The following is a 15,372-nucleotide window of genomic DNA, read 5'->3' on the forward strand; positions in this document are numbered from 1 at the left end:
AGGCCGCGGATTATAGCGACGGTTTCTCGGCTGTGCTATCCGAAAAATCCGATACGGTCATACGCAGAAACGTTGCGGCGAATTCCTCGGCGCAGAGGGGCAGGCTGACGATGTAGCCCTGGATCTGTTCGCAGCCTTCTTCGGTGAGGAATTGCTGTTGGGCCAGGGTTTCGACGCCTTCGGCGATGATGGTGAACTGCATGCTGCGCCCCAGGGCGATGATTGCTCGCACAATGGCGGCATCGTGGGGGTCGTCAGGCAGACCGCGGACAAATGACTGGTCGATCTTGAGGATGTCCAGCGGCAGTCGCTTGAGATAGCTCAGGGAGGAATAGCCGGTGCCGAAGTCGTCGATGGCCAGTTGCACGCCGAGTTTCTTCAGTTGGTGCAGTACCGTCAGCGCCTCTTCGGCCTGGCTCATGATGAAGTTTTCAGTAATTTCCAGTTGCAATAAGCCAGGCTCAAGCTGGTTTTCCCGCAGCAGTTGCTCGATGCGGCCCAGCAGGTTGGGTTGGCGCAGTTGGGCTCCCGCGAGGTTGACCGACAGCGGGCCGAGGCTTTCATGGTTGCTGTTCCACTCGCAGAGCTGGCGGCATGCGCTTTCCAATACCCAATCGCCGATCTGCAGGATCATGCCGTTTTCTTCCGCCAACGGGATGAAATGTTCGGGCGGCACGTCACCGAAGGTCGGGTGCGTCCAGCGAATGAGCGCTTCGGCGCCCACCAGCCGGTTGTCGGCGAGACTGATTTTCGGCTGGAAGGACAGCGACAGCTCGTTGCGTTCAATGGCCCGTCGCAGTTCGTGTTCCAAGGCGACGCGTTCGCTGGCCTGGGCCGTGAGATCGCGGGTGTAGCTTTCAACCCGGTTGCGACCCTTGGCCTTGGAACGGTACATCGCCGCATCGGCATTCTTGACCAGCGTGGCGACATCGCCGCCGTCTTGCGGATACAGGCTGGTGCCGATGCTGGCGCTGATGAAAAACTCATGTTCGCCGGCCTGGAATGGCGCGGCGAAGCAATTCAAGAGTTTATGCGCGATGTGCTCGGCATCGCTGGGCTGTTGCAGGCCGGGCAACAGGATGATGAATTCGTCACCGCCCAGTCGCGCGACCGTGTCGATATCGCGCAGTTGTTCTCGCAGTCGCACGGCGATGCCCTTGAGGAGCAGGTCGCCGACCGGGTGCCCGAGGCTGTCGTTGATGTGCTTGAAACGGTCCAGGTCGAGAAACAGGACCGCGCCCTGGCCGCCGTTTTCCTGCTGGTTGTTCAGGGCCGTCAGCAGACGGCTTTCGAACAGGGTGCGATTTGGCAGGCCGGTCAGCGGGTCGTGGTGTGCCTGGTAGTCGAGGCGAGCCTGGGCGTGCTTGAGGCTGGAGATGTCAGCGAACACCGCGACGAAGTGCGTGATCTGTTGTTCGCGGTTGCGGACGGCGCTGATCGTCAGCCAGCTGGGGTAGAGTTCGCCGTTCTTGCGGCGGTTGGAGATCTCGCCCTGCCAGTGCCCTTCGGCCGTCAATTGATGCCACATCGCCGCATAGAACGCGCTGTCATGCAGGCCGGACGCGAGCAAGCGAGGCGTATGACCCAAGGCTTCGGTTTCGCTGTAGCCGGTGATCTCGGTGAAGGCGCGGTTCACGGCGCTGATGTGCTGCTGCGTGTCGGTGATCAATACGCCTTCGGCGGTGCTTTCGAAGACCGTGGCGGCCTGTTGCAGTTTTTCCTGCATGAGGTGGCGTTCGGTGATGTCCCGGGCGATGGTCAGCATGCAGTCTTCGTTGCCGATGGGCAGCGGACGGCTGGACACCTCGCAGAGTCGGATCTGCCCGTCGTTGCGGCGGATATGGCAGCTGAAATCCTTGACGAAGCCGTCCCGTTGCAACAGGTCGAGCATCTGCTTGCGTTCGTTGAGGTTGACCCAGATGCCCAGGTCGAGCGTCGAACGGTCCACCGAAAGCGCGCTGTTGAAACCGGTGATACGGCTGAAACCGTCGTTGACCTCGATCAGCAGGCCATCGCTCTGCCGGGACAGTAGCAGGCCATCGGGCGAGGCGTGGAAGGCCTTGGCGAACTTCTCTTCGGAGGTCTGCAACTGTTGCTGGGTTTCCTTGAGCTGGCTGATATCACGGACCACCACGACCAGCGCCGGGGTGGTGTCGAGGTCAAACGGTTCCGCGGAGATCAACCCGGTGAAGACCTGGCCGTTACTGCGCCGAAAGGGCATCTCCAGGTTGCGAATACTTCCGGCTTGCAGACGCTGCAACAGGCTCGGGCCCACACCCTGTATGCCCCATATATCCAGGTCGGTGGCGCTCTTGCCTACCACCTGGTCGGCGCTCAGGCCGATCTGCTCTTCAAAGGCTTTGTTGACTTCCAGCAGGCAGCCGTCCAGCAGCCGGGCGATGACCAGAATGTCCGGGCACTGGCGAAACACCGATCCGAACTTCTGTTCGGACAGGCGCAACGCTTCCTCGGTGTGCTTGGCTTCACTGATATCGATCATCAACCCGCGCATCAATGGCTCATGGCCGTGTTCGATCAGGCTGACGATGTCCCGTACCCACAGGCAGCGACCGTCGGCGGTTATCACCCGGTAGTCGATGCAATGGTCGCGCCCGGCAAGCACCTCGTGGTCGCAATAGGTCTGCGCGCGGATGAGGTCGGCCGGGTGAATGATGTTGCGCCAGAACCCCGGGATGAGCCAATGGCTGAGCGGATAGCCGAGCAATTCTTCGGCGTGGGGCGAGACGTAGCTGTAGGTGAAGTCGCTGACCCGTGCTTCCCAGGCAATCGCCGATAGACTTTCGACCAGTCCGCGATAGTGGTATTCGCTGCTGCGCAGCTCTTGCTCCAGGTCGACTCGCCTGGCTATCTCGGAGCTGAGGCGGCGGTTGATGCGAATCACCACTGCCAGGATACCCACCAGTAGAAGCAGCCCTGGCAGGCCGTACAGCAACAAATCTGACCAGAACTGCCGATAGTCGCGCACGTTGCCGATCCATTTTTCCTGGATTTCGCTGACCTCGGCGGGGGACATGTCCGCCATGACCTTGTCCAGGATACTCACCAGAATCTTGTTTTCCTGCGGGACGGCCATCGCGAGCTGATAACGATAAGGGGTCTCGCCACTGACATAGAGTCCGTCGAGCTTGAGTTGGCGCAAGCTCCAGACGCTGGACGCCAAGTCGCCGACGACGGCATCCACCTCATCGGTTGCCAACGCCTGCAAGGCTGAGCTGACGTTGGGCAGTGCCACCAGGTTCAGGTCGGGGTGGTGATTGCGCAACAGTTCGTGGGGGGCATAGTTCTCCACAACGGCGATTTTCAGACCGTAGAGGTCTTCAAGATTGCGCGGCTGGGCGCCGCCGTGATGGGCCAGGATGACAATCGGAAAGTCCAGGTATGGGCGGGTGAAAGCCAGGTAGTTCTGCCGTTCAGGGGTGGACATGATGCCCGGCAGGAGATCGATCCTGCCCTGTGCGACCTGTTCCAGCACGACGGTCCAACTCACCGGTTCAATGGGCGTCAACGTGACAGCCAGTCGCCGGCGAATGATTTCCACGTAATCGGCGGCCAAGCCCTGGTAGCGGCCCTGATCGTCGCGAAACTCGAACGGTGGCCACGAGGCATCGACGCCCAGGCGCAGGTCGGGGTGGTCCTTGAGCCAGCGGTGCTCTTCATCGGTGAGCGTCAACGCGCCGGCCGTCGCGGTCCAGGTCATCAGTGACAGCAAAAGCACGGCCGTCAGTCTGGGCATCACGGTCTCGTCATGGCTTGGGAGGATGTTTCGAGTGTAGACGGGCAACAGGGCGGGAGGGCAACGAAGGGCGTTTTATCTGCAGATAGCAAAACCCCCGGCAGGGCCGGGGGTTTTGAAGGTCACTCGTCGAGGAAGGAGCGCAGATGCTCGCTTCGCGTCGGGTGGCGCAGTTTGCGCAACGCCTTGGCTTCGATCTGACGAATCCGCTCACGGGTTACATCGAACTGCTTGCCGACTTCCTCAAGGGTGTGGTCGGTATTCATGTCGATGCCGAAGCGCATGCGCAGCACCTTGGCTTCACGGGCAGTGAGGCCGGAAAGTACTTCGCGAGTCGCTTCCTTGAGACTCTCGACAGTGGCGACATCGATCGGAGACTGCATGGTGGAGTCTTCGATGAAGTCACCCAGATGGGAGTCTTCGTCATCACCGATCGGGGTCTCCATGGAGATCGGCTCTTTGGCGATCTTCAGTACCTTGCGGATCTTGTCCTCAGGCATTTCCATGCGTTCGCCCAGCTCTTCCGGCGTCGGTTCGCGACCCATTTCCTGCAACATCTGCCGGGAAATGCGGTTGAGCTTGTTGATGGTCTCGATCATGTGCACCGGAATACGGATGGTGCGAGCCTGGTCGGCGATCGAGCGAGTGATCGCCTGACGGATCCACCAGGTGGCATAAGTCGAGAACTTGTAGCCGCGACGGTATTCGAACTTGTCCACCGCCTTCATCAGGCCGATGTTGCCTTCCTGGATCAGGTCGAGGAATTGCAGGCCGCGGTTGGTGTACTTCTTGGCGATGGAGATCACCAGACGCAAGTTCGCTTCGACCATCTCTTTCTTCGCGCGACGGGCCTTGGCCTCGCCGATCGACATGCGACGGTTGATGTCCTTGATCTCGGCGATGCTCAGGCCAGTCTCGGCCTCCAGCGCGCTCAGCTTCTGCTGGCAACGAACGATGTCCGGTTGCAGGCGGGCAATGGCTTCGGCGTACTTGCTCTTGCCTTTGGCCAATGCATCGGTCCAGCTTTCGTCGACTTCGTGGCCAGGGAACTGGCGCAGGAAGTCTGCACGCGGCATGCGCGCATCACGAACGCACAGCTGCATGATGGCGCGTTCTTGCTGGCGCAGGCGATCCAGGGCGCTACGAACACGCTCCACCAGGCCTTCGAACTGCTTGGGCACCAGCTTGATCGGCATGAACAGCTCGGCCAGCGCCAACAGCTCGGCGATGGCCTGCTTGTTGCTGCGACCATGCTTCTTCAGCGCCTTGCGGGTGATTTCCATCTGGTCGGCCACGGCGCCGAAGCGCTGGGCAGCGATGATGGGATCCGGACCACTTTCGGCTTCTTCTTCGTCGTCGCTGGCTTCGGCGTCTTCGTCATCGGTGTCATCGTCGGCCTTGGCGGCTTTCGAGTCGATCGGTGGCGGCACTTCGGCGGCAGGCGGCGCAATGCCGTCATCCGGGTCGATGTAGCCACTCAGAACGTCGGACAGGCGGCCACCTTCGGTGGTGACGCGGGTGTACTCCGAGAGAATATGGTCAACCGTGCCAGGGAAGTGCGCGATCGCGCCCATCACTTCACGGATACCTTCTTCAATACGCTTGGCGATTTCGATCTCGCCTTCACGTGTGAGGAGCTCTACCGTACCCATTTCACGCATGTACATGCGCACGGGGTCCGTGGTGCGACCAATGTCGGTCTCGACCGCTGCCAACGCTGCGGCCGCTTCTTCAGCGGCCGCCTCGTCGGTATCGGCGTCGGCCAGCATAAGGGCATCCTTATCTGGAGCAACCTCGAATACGTTGATCCCCATGTCGTTGATCATGCGGATGATGTCTTCCACCTGTTCCGGATCTGAAATATCCTCCGGCAGGTGGTCGTTGACCTCCGCGTAAGTCAGGTAGCCCTGCTCACGACCCAATAGGATCAACTCTTTGATACGAGACTGCTGTTGCGCTTTTCCGGACATAACACCCTATCCACTGAAGGTCTTGGCGGGCAAAAAACAAGCCGAGGATTATACCTGAGCTGTGACCTCACGCGCCAGTTGAGGTCGGGTTTGATGCGCAAACATTGCGGCTGAGTAAATCCCGCAATTGGTTTTTCTCTTCGCTGGTCAACTCGCTCTGGCGAGCTTTGCGCAGAAGTTGTTCCAGGTTTCGCTCGCGTTGGCGGGCGGACAAGCTAGTAATGGTGTCGAAAAACTGTTGTTCAAGGTTGTCTCCCTCTATCAGCCATTCCTTCTCGGCCAGCGCCTTCAACAGGCGCCCTTGCTCGGTGCCGTGCCACCGCGCGATCAACTGGAATGAGTTTAGCTTGGGGTTCTTCTGCACGGCTTCAAGGAGTGCCACCAGCAATTGTGTGTTGCTGTGGTCCTCGGCGGCGAAGTGCCCGGCGTCCTCTACTTTCCCGGCCAGTTGCGGGTGATGCAGCAAAGTGCGCAAGGCGGCCAGTGTTGGTGGTTCGACGGCGGCCGGCACGCGCGGGGCACGTGGCTGGTCGCGATCGCCGCGCTTGCCGTTCTTGTCCCAGGGTTTCTTGTCCCATTTCTTGCCGCCACCGGCGTTCTTTTTCGGCGTCCATTCCTGCTGCGGGGCGTAATCCTGCTGGGGTTGATGATAGTCGGCGAAATCCGGCATCGCGTCGTAATCAATGCCTGGGTCATAGGCTGGCGGCGCCTCTTGAGGGGCGCTGTGGGCCAGTTGATTCATCGCTTCGTTGTTGAGGCCGGTGATTTCGCTCAGGCGTTGACGCATGAGCGTGCGCAGGTTGGCGCCCGGCACCTTGTCGATCAGCGGCGCTGCGAGGGTGGCCATGTGCGCCTTGCCTTCGAGGGAGCGCGGATCGGCTTCTTCGGTCAGTTGCTGGAAAAAATAATCGGCCAGCGGCTGCGCGTGCTGGTTGATCCGTGCACGAAATGCATCGGTACCTTCGGAGCGCACCAGGGTGTCCGGGTCTTCGCCCTCGGGCAGGAATAGAAAGCGTGCGCGTCGCCCGTCCTGCAAACATGGCAACGTTGCCTCCAGCGCACGCCAGGCGGCATTGCGCCCGGCCTGGTCTCCGTCGAAGCAGAACAGCACGCTCGGCACCACGCGAAACAGGCGCTTCATGTGTTCTTCGCTGGTGGCCGTGCCCAAGGTTGCAACGGCGTTGCGCAAGCCTTGCTGGGCCAGGGCGATGACGTCCATGTAGCCTTCGACGACAATGATCTCGTCGAGGTTGCGGTTGTTCTTGCGCGCTTCGTACAGGCCATAAAGCTCCTGGCCTTTATGGAACACCGGCGTTTCCGGGGAGTTCAGATACTTAGGTTTGTCATCGCCCAGTACCCGACCGCCAAAGGCGATGATTCGCCCGCGCGTATCGCGGATCGGGAACATCACGCGGTCACGGAAGCGGTCGTAGCGCTTGCCGGTCTCGGCATTCTCGACCAGCAGGCCGGCATCGATCATCGCGCGCTGCTGCAGTGTGTCGCTGCTTAAATGCTTGTACAGATTGTCCCAGCCGGGCGGGGCGAAGCCGAGGCCGAAATCACGGGCAATCTCGCCGGTCAGGCCGCGGCCCTTGAGATAATCCACCGCCGCCTTGCGGGCCGGATGGCTTTTCAGGGCCTGGCGATAAAAATCAGCCGCGGCGGTCAGCAGTGGATAAAGCGGCGAGTCGGTCGGTTGGCGCGGCTTGTGCTGCCGACCGCTTTCCTCGCGAGGGATTTCCATGCCAGCGGCTTTGGCCAGTTCTTCGACAGCCTGGGGGAAGTCCAGGTTGTCGTGGTCCATGATGAAGCCGAGGGCATTGCCGCCCGCGCCGCAGCCAAAGCAGTAGTAGAACTGCTTGTCGGGGCTGACGCTGAAAGACGGGGTTTTTTCTTTGTGGAACGGGCAGCAGGCCGTGTAGTTCTTGCCCGCTTTCTTCATTTGCAGGCGAGAGCTGACCACATCGACGATGTCGGTGCGGTTCAGGAGGTCGTCAATAAAGCTCTGGGGAATCAGCCCGGCCATGGCGTTCTCATCATCACTGCGCGAAAAAGGGCCCGAGATCAGCAGGCGTCATCGGTTCCTGGTTTTGAGGCACGGAAAACAGGTGGCTCGACCGGGTCGTCTGCTTCATTGCTGTCGGGAAGTGTATCTGCCGATTATCCACTGACGTTAATGACTATCAGTATTCGACTGTATGAATGTGTTGCGCTGAGTCCGGTAACGGCCGGTCTGGCCACGGATAGCTCATCAAGCGGGCACGCAAGCGGGTGCCTTGGGCTGATCGTCGTTAGAGGAATCAGGGTGTGCTCGTCAGTAGCCTTGGAAGGCTCGTCAGAAGAGACGTGCACCGCTGGCAAAAGAGCCAGGTCTGACGCGGTGAAGCGGGTTGTCTAGGTCGCGTCTGCGGCTTTGACAGTGAAGCATCAAGCGTTTTCCGCAAATGCCATAAGCCCGGCTTGAGGGCCGGGCTTGGCAAGAAGCTTGCGACGGACGTCTGTGTATTAGTACAGACGTACGGCGCGGCGCTGTTCGCGCTGAACTTTCTTGGCGTGACGCTTAACAGCGGCTGCTGCTTTGCGCTTACGCTCGGAAGTCGGCTTCTCGTAGAATTCGCGGCTACGAACTTCAGCCAGAACACCGGCTTTTTCGCAGGAGCGCTTGAAACGACGCAGAGCTACGTCGAAGGGTTCGTTCTCTTTTACTTTGACGGCTGGCATCCAGAGCTACCTTCATTCATTACCGGGGTCAACATCCTCGCGGCAAAAGAGCACTTGAAGACGTCGGTTTTTAAGGGTTGCGGATGTTAACCCCTCAACGCTCGGAATGCAAAGCCTCTGATCGAAAACCGCTGGTCGGGGCACAACGCGGCGACTATTATGCGCGCCTTCGAATTCAGCCTCTACAAGGCGCAAACCCATGCTAGTACTGGGATTAGAAACATCCTGCGACGAAACCGGCGTTGCTCTCTACGACAGCGAGCGTGGCCTGCTGGCCGATGCTTTGTTCAGTCAAATCGACCTGCACCGCGCCTATGGCGGCGTGGTGCCCGAGCTTGCGTCCCGTGACCACGTCAAGCGCATGCTGCCCTTGATCCGCCAGGTCCTGGCCGAAGCCGGCTGTGTGCCGACCGAGATCGATGCCATCGCCTATACTGCAGGGCCGGGCCTGGTCGGCGCGCTGCTGGTCGGCGCTTCCTGTGCCCAGGCGCTGGCCTTTGCCTGGGGCATTCCGGCCTTGGGCGTGCACCACATGGAAGGTCACCTGCTGGCCCCAATGCTGGAACCGCAACCGCCGGAATTTCCGTTCGTCGCTTTGTTGGTGTCGGGTGGTCATACGCAGCTTGTCCGCGTGGACGGAATCGGTCAGTACGCCCTCATGGGGGAGTCGCTCGATGATGCCGCCGGGGAAGCTTTCGACAAAACCGCGAAGATGATGGGCCTCAATTATCCGGGCGGACCGGAAATCGCACGGCTGGCAACCCAAGGGGTTGAAGGACGTTTCGTCTTCCCTCGTCCGATGTGCGATCGGCCTGGCCTGGATTTCAGCTTCAGCGGCCTGAAAACCTTCGCGTTGAATACCTGGCAGCAGTGCGTCAGCGCCGGGGACGACAGTGAGCAAGCCCGTTGCGACATCTCCCTGGCATTCCAGCAGGCCGTGGTGGAGACTTTGACCATCAAGTGCAAGCGCGCCTTGAAACAGGCCGGGCTCAAGCGCTTGGTCATCGCCGGCGGGGTGAGTGCCAACAAAGCCTTGCGACTGTCGTTGGAGAAAATGCTTGGCGATATGAAGGGCGACGTTTACTACGCCCGACCGGAGTTCTGCACAGATAACGGCGCGATGATCGCTTTTGCCGGCTGCCAGCGGTTGCAGGCCGGCCAGCAGGAAAGCTTGGCGATCAGTGTGCAGGCGCGTTGGCCCATGGAGCAGTTGGCGCCGCTGTGAAGCGTCATTTAAAAATGCCGTTCGCGCCCGGCGAACAGGTCGCGTAGATTGCCCCGGTGGCGCCAGACGATCAGTGCAACCAGCGCGGTCATTGGCAACAGGGCCGCCGGTTCCTGCCAGGCTAGCAACGGCAGGGTCAGCGGCGTGGCGATCAGCGCGGCCAGGGAGCTGGTCCGAGTCAGGTAGAAGGTCAGCAGCCAGGCGCAGACAGCCAGCAGGGCGGCAGGGGGATAAAGACCCAGCAGCATGCCGGCGGCGGTGGCGACACCCTTGCCGCCACGAAAGCGGAAGTACAGCGGGAACAGGTGGCCGATAACGGCGCAGACGCCGATCCAGGCCTGTTGTTGCAACGAGAGCCCTGCAAGGCTGGCGATCAATACCGGGACAAGGCCTTTGCAGAGGTCGCCAAGCAGGGTCAGGATGGCGAGTTTGCGTCCGGCCAGGCGCAGCATGTTGGTGGCGCCGGCATTGCCCGAGCCACTCATTCGCGGATCCGGTCGACCGGTCAGGCGGCTGAGCAAAATGGCGAAGGACAGTGAGCCGAGCAGGTAGGCGAGGATCGCCAGTAACCAAAACATGCTAACCATTCCGGGCGAGGACGCCCTGATTCTAACGGCGCATTGCGCCCTTGTCGTGCTGCGGAGAAAAGTGCTTGGACAGAGTGTTTATCGAGGGCCTGGAAGTCGACACGGTAATCGGTGCCTACGACTGGGAGCGAGGCATCCGACAGTGCCTGCGGCTTGACCTGAGCTTCGCCTGGGACAACCGCCCGGCCGCCGCGGGCGACGACCTTACCCTGGCTCTCGATTACGCCAGCGTTTCGGCGCGTATCCAGGCGTTCGCAGAGCTGGCGCAGTTCCAGCTGGTCGAGACCTTTGCAGAGCGTTTGGCCAAGGAGCTCATGGACGAGTTCGAGATTACCTGGCTGCGCCTGAAAGTAACCAAGCCTGGCGCCGTTCCGGCTGCCAGTGGGGTTGGCGTGGAGATCGAGCGCGGATGTCGCTGACACAGGTTTTCCTCGGGCTCGGCAGCAATATCGAGCGCGAAACCCATTTGTCCGCAGGGCTTGAGGCATTGGCCGGTTTTTTGGTCGATATGCGCTGCTCGGCCGTGTTCGAGAGCCAGCCGGTAGGCATCAAGAGCGGTCCGTTCTTCAATTTTGTCGTGTCGGCCTTCACTGACCTACCGCTGATGGAGCTGGATCGCCGGCTCAAATTCATCGAGGCCGACAATGGTCGTTACGCGCCGGACCGCAAGGGTTTGCCGTTGGATATCGACGTGTTGTTGTATGGCGAACAGGTTGGCAACTTCGATGGGTTGATCCTTCCGCGCGCGGAAATCCTCAAGAATGCCTTTGTGCTATGGCCTTTGTCGTTGATTGCGCCGGATCGGATTCATCCGGGCGTGGGCAAGAGCTTTGCAACGTTGTGGGAAGAAGCACAGATCGACCAGGTGCTAGCGCCGGTGGCATTCGAGTGGCGAGGGAAGCAGCTTACGCCGTTGGATCTGCTGTAAAGCGGCGGCCGACGTCGTCAGCTCGCCGCTTCCTTGTAAGCCTTCAGTGTCTTGAGGCGCTCACGCTTGATCGCCTCACCGAGTTCCGGTCCCTTGAAGCCTTTCTCCAGCAACGGTTGCACCGCTACTGCCCGGGCCGCTGACGCAGCGCCCCGCAGATAATCGGCCTGTGGATAACTTCGCTCTTCAAGCCCCTTGCGTCCGCGTGCGTCCATCTCGCATGCGGCGATGAACTCCTCGAAGCGCTGGGGGCGCCGGTACACATCGAAACTCTGCAGCAGCTCAAGCAAAGTGGATGCCTTGAGTTCCAGCGCGCGATGACCATGGGTGTGGTATTGGCCCACCAGTAGCGCCAATTCCTGACAGTCGCGGGGCGCCTTGAAACGCTCGTTGACCGCTTTGATCAGTTTCAGCCCGGTGTGTTCATGGGCGATGTGGCGTGGCCATTCATGCTCGGGCGTCAGGCCTTTTCCCAAATCATGCAACAGGCAAGCCCAACGGACCGACAGCGGCTGCTTGAACCGTGCTGACTGTTCCAGCACGCCCAGGGTATGGGCGCCTGTGTCGATTTCGGGATGATGGGCTTCAGGTTGTGGTACGCCGAACAATGCGTCGACTTCGGGCATCAGGATCTTGAGCGCATCACAGTCACGAAGCACTTGAATAAATACCTGCGGCTGGTTTTCCATCAGCGCGCGTGAGATTTCTTTCCAGCTGCGTTCTGCCGTCAATGCTTCCAGCTCGCCTGAATCGCTGAGTTGGCGCATCAGCTCAAGAGTCTCGTCTGCAACCTTGAAGCCCAGCGGGGCATAGCGCGCGGCAAAACGAGCAACACGCAGGACCCTGAGGGGATCTTCGGCGAAAGCTGTGGAAACGTGACGCAGCATCCGTGCTTCGATATCTCGCTGGCCATGATAGGGGTCGATGAGATTGCCATGATCATCCTCGGCAATCGCATTGATTGTCAGGTCCCTGCGGATCAGGTCTTCTTCGAGCGTCACCTCGGGGCTGGCATGGAACACGAAGCCGCCATAGCCCCTGCCGCTCTTGCGTTCCGTGCGGGCGAGGGCATATTCCTCGCCTGTCTTCGGGTCAAGAAATACCGGGAAATCAGCCCCTACGGGGCGGAAGCCCTTGGCGAGCATTTCCTCGGCGGTGGCGCCCACGACGACCCGATCGATGTCGGTGACGGGAATCCCCAGCAGGCGGTCGCGAACGGCGCCGCCAACTTTGTAGATCTGCATAAAAAACCTCCGTTGGGCCGACAGGATAAACCTTTACGCCGGACCGCCGGAGGCGAAAACGCTATCAAAGATGTATGACGGCCAAGTCCAGGCGGCCGTAGTCTCCTTCGGCTTGTTCATTTCGCGGGGGGACATGATGGGTTTTCATCACCTGTTCGCCTTGCAGGGTTTCGAGGTGGATATCGAATCCCCAGAGGCGATGCAGGTGCTTGAGGACTTCATCGGTTGAATCGCCCAGCGGCTTGCGATTGTGCTGTTGATGACGGAGCGTCAGCGAGCGATCCCCACGGCGGTCGATGCTGTAGATCTGTACGTTGGGTTCGCGATTGCCCAGGTTGTACTGCGCCGCCAGGGTTTCACGGATGATGCGATAACCGCTTTCATCATGGATCGCGGGTACCAGCAGGTCGTCCTTCTGATCATCGTCAAGGATGCTGAATAGCTTCAGGTCGCGGATCACTTTGGGCGAAAGGTACTGCAGGATGAAGCTCTCATCCTTGAAGCTGCTCATCGCGAATTTGATCGTGGACAACCAATCCGACCCGGCCAGCTCAGGAAACCAGCGACGATCCTCTTCGGTTGGGTTTTCACACATCCGCCGAATGTCGCGGTACATCGCAAAGCCCAGCGCATAAGGGTTGATGCCGCTGTAATAGGGGCTGTCGAAGCCGGGTTGGAACACCACGCTGGTATGGGATGTGAGGAACTCCATCATGAAGCCGTCGGTGACCAGGCCCTCGTCGTACAGGTCGTTCATCAGTGTGTAGTGCCAGAACGTCGCCCAACCCTCGTTCATGACCTGAGTCTGGCGCTGCGGATAGAAATACTGGGCGATCTTGCGCACGATCCGCACGATTTCCCGCTGCCAAGGCTCCAGCAGCGGCGCATGCTTTTCGATGAAATAGAGGATGTTTTCCTGGGGCTCGGCAGGGAAGCGCGCGTTGTCCTTCTCGCTGTATTTGTCCGCGCCCTTGGGGATGGTCCGCCATAGGTCGTTGATCTGCTTCTGCAGATGTTCTTCCCTGTCCTTTTGCCTGCGCCGCTCTTCTTCAGCGGAAATCGGATAGGGGCGCTTGTAGCGGTCCACGCCGTAGTTCATCAAGGCATGGCAGGAATCCAGCAAGTCCTCCACGGCGTCGATGCCGTGGCGCTCTTCGCACTGCATGATGTACTGCTTGGCAAATACCAGGTAATCGATGATCGAGCTGGCATCGGTCCACGTACGGAACAGGTAGTTGCCCTTGAAGAAACTGTTGTGCCCATAGCACGCATGCGCCACCACCAAGGCTTGCATGCAGATGGTGTTTTCTTCCATCAGGTAGGCAATGCACGGGTCGGAGTTGATCACGATTTCGTAGGCCAATCCCATCTGGCCTCGGCTATAGGATTTTTCCGTACTGAGAAAATGCTTGCCATAGGACCAGTGGTGATAGCCCAGCGGCATGCCGACCGACGCATAGGCGTCCATCATCTGCTCGGCGGTGATCACTTCAATCTGGTTCGGGTAGGTGTCCAGGGCATAACGGTCCGCGATACGACTGATTTCGCGGTCGTAGGCCTGGATCAGTTCAAATGTCCATTCGGAACCGGTGGAGATGGGCTGGCGCTTCTGCTCTTTTTTGGCGGTCATGTCACTAACCTGCGCTGGAAGAGTTCACGGAAGACCGGGTAGATATCCCCGGCCGAGACCAGTTGCTGTTGGGCAAACGTGTCGGAAAAGGCTTCGGCGATGCGTTCGTATTCGTACCACAGGGCCTGATGTTCGCGTGGAGTTATTTCCACATAGGTGTAGTACTGGACGAACGGCATGATCTGGTTGATCAGGATGTCGCGGCAAATGGGCGAATCGTCGTTCCAGTTATCCCCGTCGGACGCCTGCGCCGCATAGATATTCCATTCGTTGGCTGGATAACGTGCGGCCATGATTTCCTGCATCAACTTCAAGGCGCTGGAAACAATGGTGCCACCGGTTTCCCGGGAATAGAAAAATTCTTCTTCGTCGACCTCCCGGGCGCTGGTGTGGTGACGGATGAACACCACGTCGATCTTGTCGTAGTTCCGCTTCAGGAACAGGTACAACAGGATGAAGAAGCGCTTGGCAATGTCCTTGGTCGCTTGGGTCATGGAGCCGGATACGTCCATGAGGCAGAACATCACGGCCTTGGAACTGGGGTTTGGCTGCTTCACCAGCAGGTTGTACTTGAGGTCGAAAGTATCCAGGAACGGCACGCGGTGGATGCGCGCGCTGAGTTTCTCGATCTCCGCTTCCAGGTCCTGAATGTCGCCGAAGTTATCGGGTTCCTCGCGCTTGAGACGGGCCAGTTCTTCCTTGGCTTCGCGCAGTTTCGCCCGGCTGCTACCTGACAGGGCGATGCGGCGGGCGTGGGCTGAGCGCAGGGTGCGGATGATGTTGATGCGCGAGGGGTTGCCCTCGTTGCTGATACCGGCCCGCACCGTCTTGAAGGTGTCTGTGCCCGTCAGGTTGCGTTTGACCAGGTTCGGCAACTCCAGGTCCTCGAACATGAATTCAAGGAATTCCTCCTGGGTAATCTGGAACACGAACTCGTCCATGCCTTCGCCGGAATTGCCAGCCTTGCCAGGGCCTTTGCCTCCGCCCCCACCGGGTGGGCGAGGGATGTGCTCGCCGCTGGTGAATTCCTTGTTTCCAGGGTGCACGACGGTCTGCTTGCCGCCGCGGCCATGGTGAAGCACCGGCTCGTCGATGTCGCGACCGGGAATGCTGATTTGTTCGCCGTGTTCCATGTCGGTAATGGAGCGGCGGCTGACCGCCTCTTCGACGGCTTTCTTGATGTGATCACGGTAGCGCCGCAAAAAACGCTGGCGGTTCACCGTGCTCTTGTTCTTGCCATTGAGGCGTCGGTCGATCACATAGCTCATAGGCCCCTCCGGGGGAGCTTCAAGTCGTGAGCTACAAGCTGCGAG

General features: G+C 59.8%; 11 protein-coding genes. 3 read left to right on the top strand and 8 right to left on the bottom strand.

Features of this window, described 5'->3' with window-relative positions; translation table 11 throughout:
- Positions 1–10: 10 nt before the first annotated feature.
- From Q7C33_RS06525 to rpsU, 4 genes are all read right to left on the bottom strand, one after another.
- Positions 11–3,754, bottom strand: coding sequence for a bifunctional diguanylate cyclase/phosphodiesterase (locus Q7C33_RS06525; protein ID WP_217860480.1), 3,744 nt, complete (start codon positions 3,752–3,754; stop codon positions 11–13).
- Between the two features lie 122 nt (positions 3,755–3,876).
- On the bottom strand, positions 3,877–5,724 hold the full coding sequence (gene rpoD, locus Q7C33_RS06530; RefSeq protein WP_030139238.1) for an RNA polymerase sigma factor RpoD: 1,848 nt from the start codon (positions 5,722–5,724) through the stop codon (positions 3,877–3,879).
- 67 nt (positions 5,725–5,791) lie between these two features.
- Positions 5,792–7,750: a DNA primase gene (dnaG, locus tag Q7C33_RS06535; RefSeq protein ID WP_030139237.1), complete on the bottom strand. Its 1,959-nt coding sequence runs from the start codon at positions 7,748–7,750 to the stop codon at positions 5,792–5,794.
- Between the two features lie 479 nt (positions 7,751–8,229).
- On the bottom strand, positions 8,230–8,445 hold the full coding sequence (rpsU, locus tag Q7C33_RS06540; protein ID WP_002551877.1) for a 30S ribosomal protein S21: 216 nt from the start codon (positions 8,443–8,445) through the stop codon (positions 8,230–8,232).
- Between the two features lie 199 nt (positions 8,446–8,644).
- Between rpsU and tsaD the strand changes: the two genes are divergently transcribed.
- The gene (tsaD, locus tag Q7C33_RS06545) at positions 8,645–9,670 is read left to right on the top strand and encodes a tRNA (adenosine(37)-N6)-threonylcarbamoyltransferase complex transferase subunit TsaD (RefSeq protein WP_264426201.1); all 1,026 of its coding nucleotides are present in this window, start codon (positions 8,645–8,647) and stop codon (positions 9,668–9,670) included.
- A gap of 8 nt (positions 9,671–9,678) precedes the next feature.
- Here the strand turns inward: tsaD and plsY are convergent, their stop codons facing one another.
- Positions 9,679–10,248 carry a glycerol-3-phosphate 1-O-acyltransferase PlsY gene (plsY, locus tag Q7C33_RS06550; protein WP_003206189.1) on the bottom strand — a complete coding sequence of 190 codons (570 nt, stop codon included), beginning with the start codon at positions 10,246–10,248 and terminating at the stop codon, positions 9,679–9,681.
- Between the two features lie 74 nt (positions 10,249–10,322).
- Here plsY and folB point away from each other — a divergent pair, with 74 nt between their 5' ends.
- Together folB and folK are read left to right on the top strand one after the other, a co-directional pair.
- Complete coding sequence (gene folB, locus Q7C33_RS06555) at positions 10,323–10,676, top strand: dihydroneopterin aldolase (RefSeq protein ID WP_030139235.1); 354 nt, start codon at positions 10,323–10,325, stop codon at positions 10,674–10,676.
- Positions 10,667–11,185 (top strand): 2-amino-4-hydroxy-6-hydroxymethyldihydropteridine diphosphokinase, encoded by a 519-nt coding sequence (gene folK, locus Q7C33_RS06560; protein WP_030139234.1) that lies wholly within the window; start codon positions 10,667–10,669, stop codon positions 11,183–11,185. Before folB ends, folK begins: the two co-directional genes overlap by 10 nt.
- Before the next feature lie 17 nt (positions 11,186–11,202).
- Here folK and Q7C33_RS06565 read toward each other — a convergent pair whose 3' ends face one another.
- The 3 genes from Q7C33_RS06565 to Q7C33_RS06575 form a co-directional block, all read right to left on the bottom strand.
- Positions 11,203–12,429, bottom strand: a complete 1,227-nt coding sequence (locus Q7C33_RS06565) for a multifunctional CCA addition/repair protein (RefSeq protein ID WP_323154461.1) — start codon at positions 12,427–12,429, stop codon at positions 11,203–11,205.
- Positions 12,430–12,493: 64 nt separating this feature from the next.
- Positions 12,494–14,059 carry a SpoVR family protein gene (locus Q7C33_RS06570; RefSeq protein WP_030139232.1) on the bottom strand — a complete coding sequence of 522 codons (1,566 nt, stop codon included), beginning with the start codon at positions 14,057–14,059 and terminating at the stop codon, positions 12,494–12,496.
- Positions 14,056–15,327: a YeaH/YhbH family protein gene (locus Q7C33_RS06575; protein WP_030139231.1), complete on the bottom strand. Its 1,272-nt coding sequence runs from the start codon at positions 15,325–15,327 to the stop codon at positions 14,056–14,058. The genes Q7C33_RS06570 and Q7C33_RS06575 overlap by 4 nt, the downstream gene beginning before the upstream one ends.
- Positions 15,328–15,372: the final 45 nt, after the last annotated feature.

It is taken from the genome of Pseudomonas sp. BP11-1-1 (genome assembly GCF_052112105.1).
In the GTDB taxonomy this organism is placed as follows: domain Bacteria; phylum Pseudomonadota; class Gammaproteobacteria; order Pseudomonadales; family Pseudomonadaceae; genus Aquipseudomonas; species Aquipseudomonas alvandae.

Excerpts from the sequence above, each read along its gene's own strand:
- rpoD (WP_030139238.1), bottom strand. The coding sequence starts at position 5,724 with ATGTCCGGAAAAGCGCAACAGCAGTCTCGTATCAAAGAGTTGATCCTA.
- Q7C33_RS06525 (WP_217860480.1), bottom strand. The coding sequence starts at position 3,754 with ATGCCCAGACTGACGGCCGTGCTTTTGCTGTCACTGATGACCTGGACC.
- Q7C33_RS06575 (WP_030139231.1), bottom strand. The coding sequence starts at position 15,327 with ATGAGCTATGTGATCGACCGACGCCTCAATGGCAAGAACAAGAGCACG.
- Q7C33_RS06570 (WP_030139232.1), bottom strand. The coding sequence starts at position 14,059 with ATGACCGCCAAAAAAGAGCAGAAGCGCCAGCCCATCTCCACCGGTTCC.
- tsaD (WP_264426201.1), top strand. The coding sequence starts at position 8,645 with ATGCTAGTACTGGGATTAGAAACATCCTGCGACGAAACCGGCGTTGCT.
- folK (WP_030139234.1), top strand. The coding sequence starts at position 10,667 with ATGTCGCTGACACAGGTTTTCCTCGGGCTCGGCAGCAATATCGAGCGC.
- rpsU (WP_002551877.1), bottom strand. The coding sequence starts at position 8,445 with ATGCCAGCCGTCAAAGTAAAAGAGAACGAACCCTTCGACGTAGCTCTG.
- dnaG (WP_030139237.1), bottom strand. The coding sequence starts at position 7,750 with ATGGCCGGGCTGATTCCCCAGAGCTTTATTGACGACCTCCTGAACCGC.
- plsY (WP_003206189.1), bottom strand. The coding sequence starts at position 10,248 with ATGTTTTGGTTACTGGCGATCCTCGCCTACCTGCTCGGCTCACTGTCC.
- Q7C33_RS06565 (WP_323154461.1), bottom strand. The coding sequence starts at position 12,429 with ATGCAGATCTACAAAGTTGGCGGCGCCGTTCGCGACCGCCTGCTGGGG.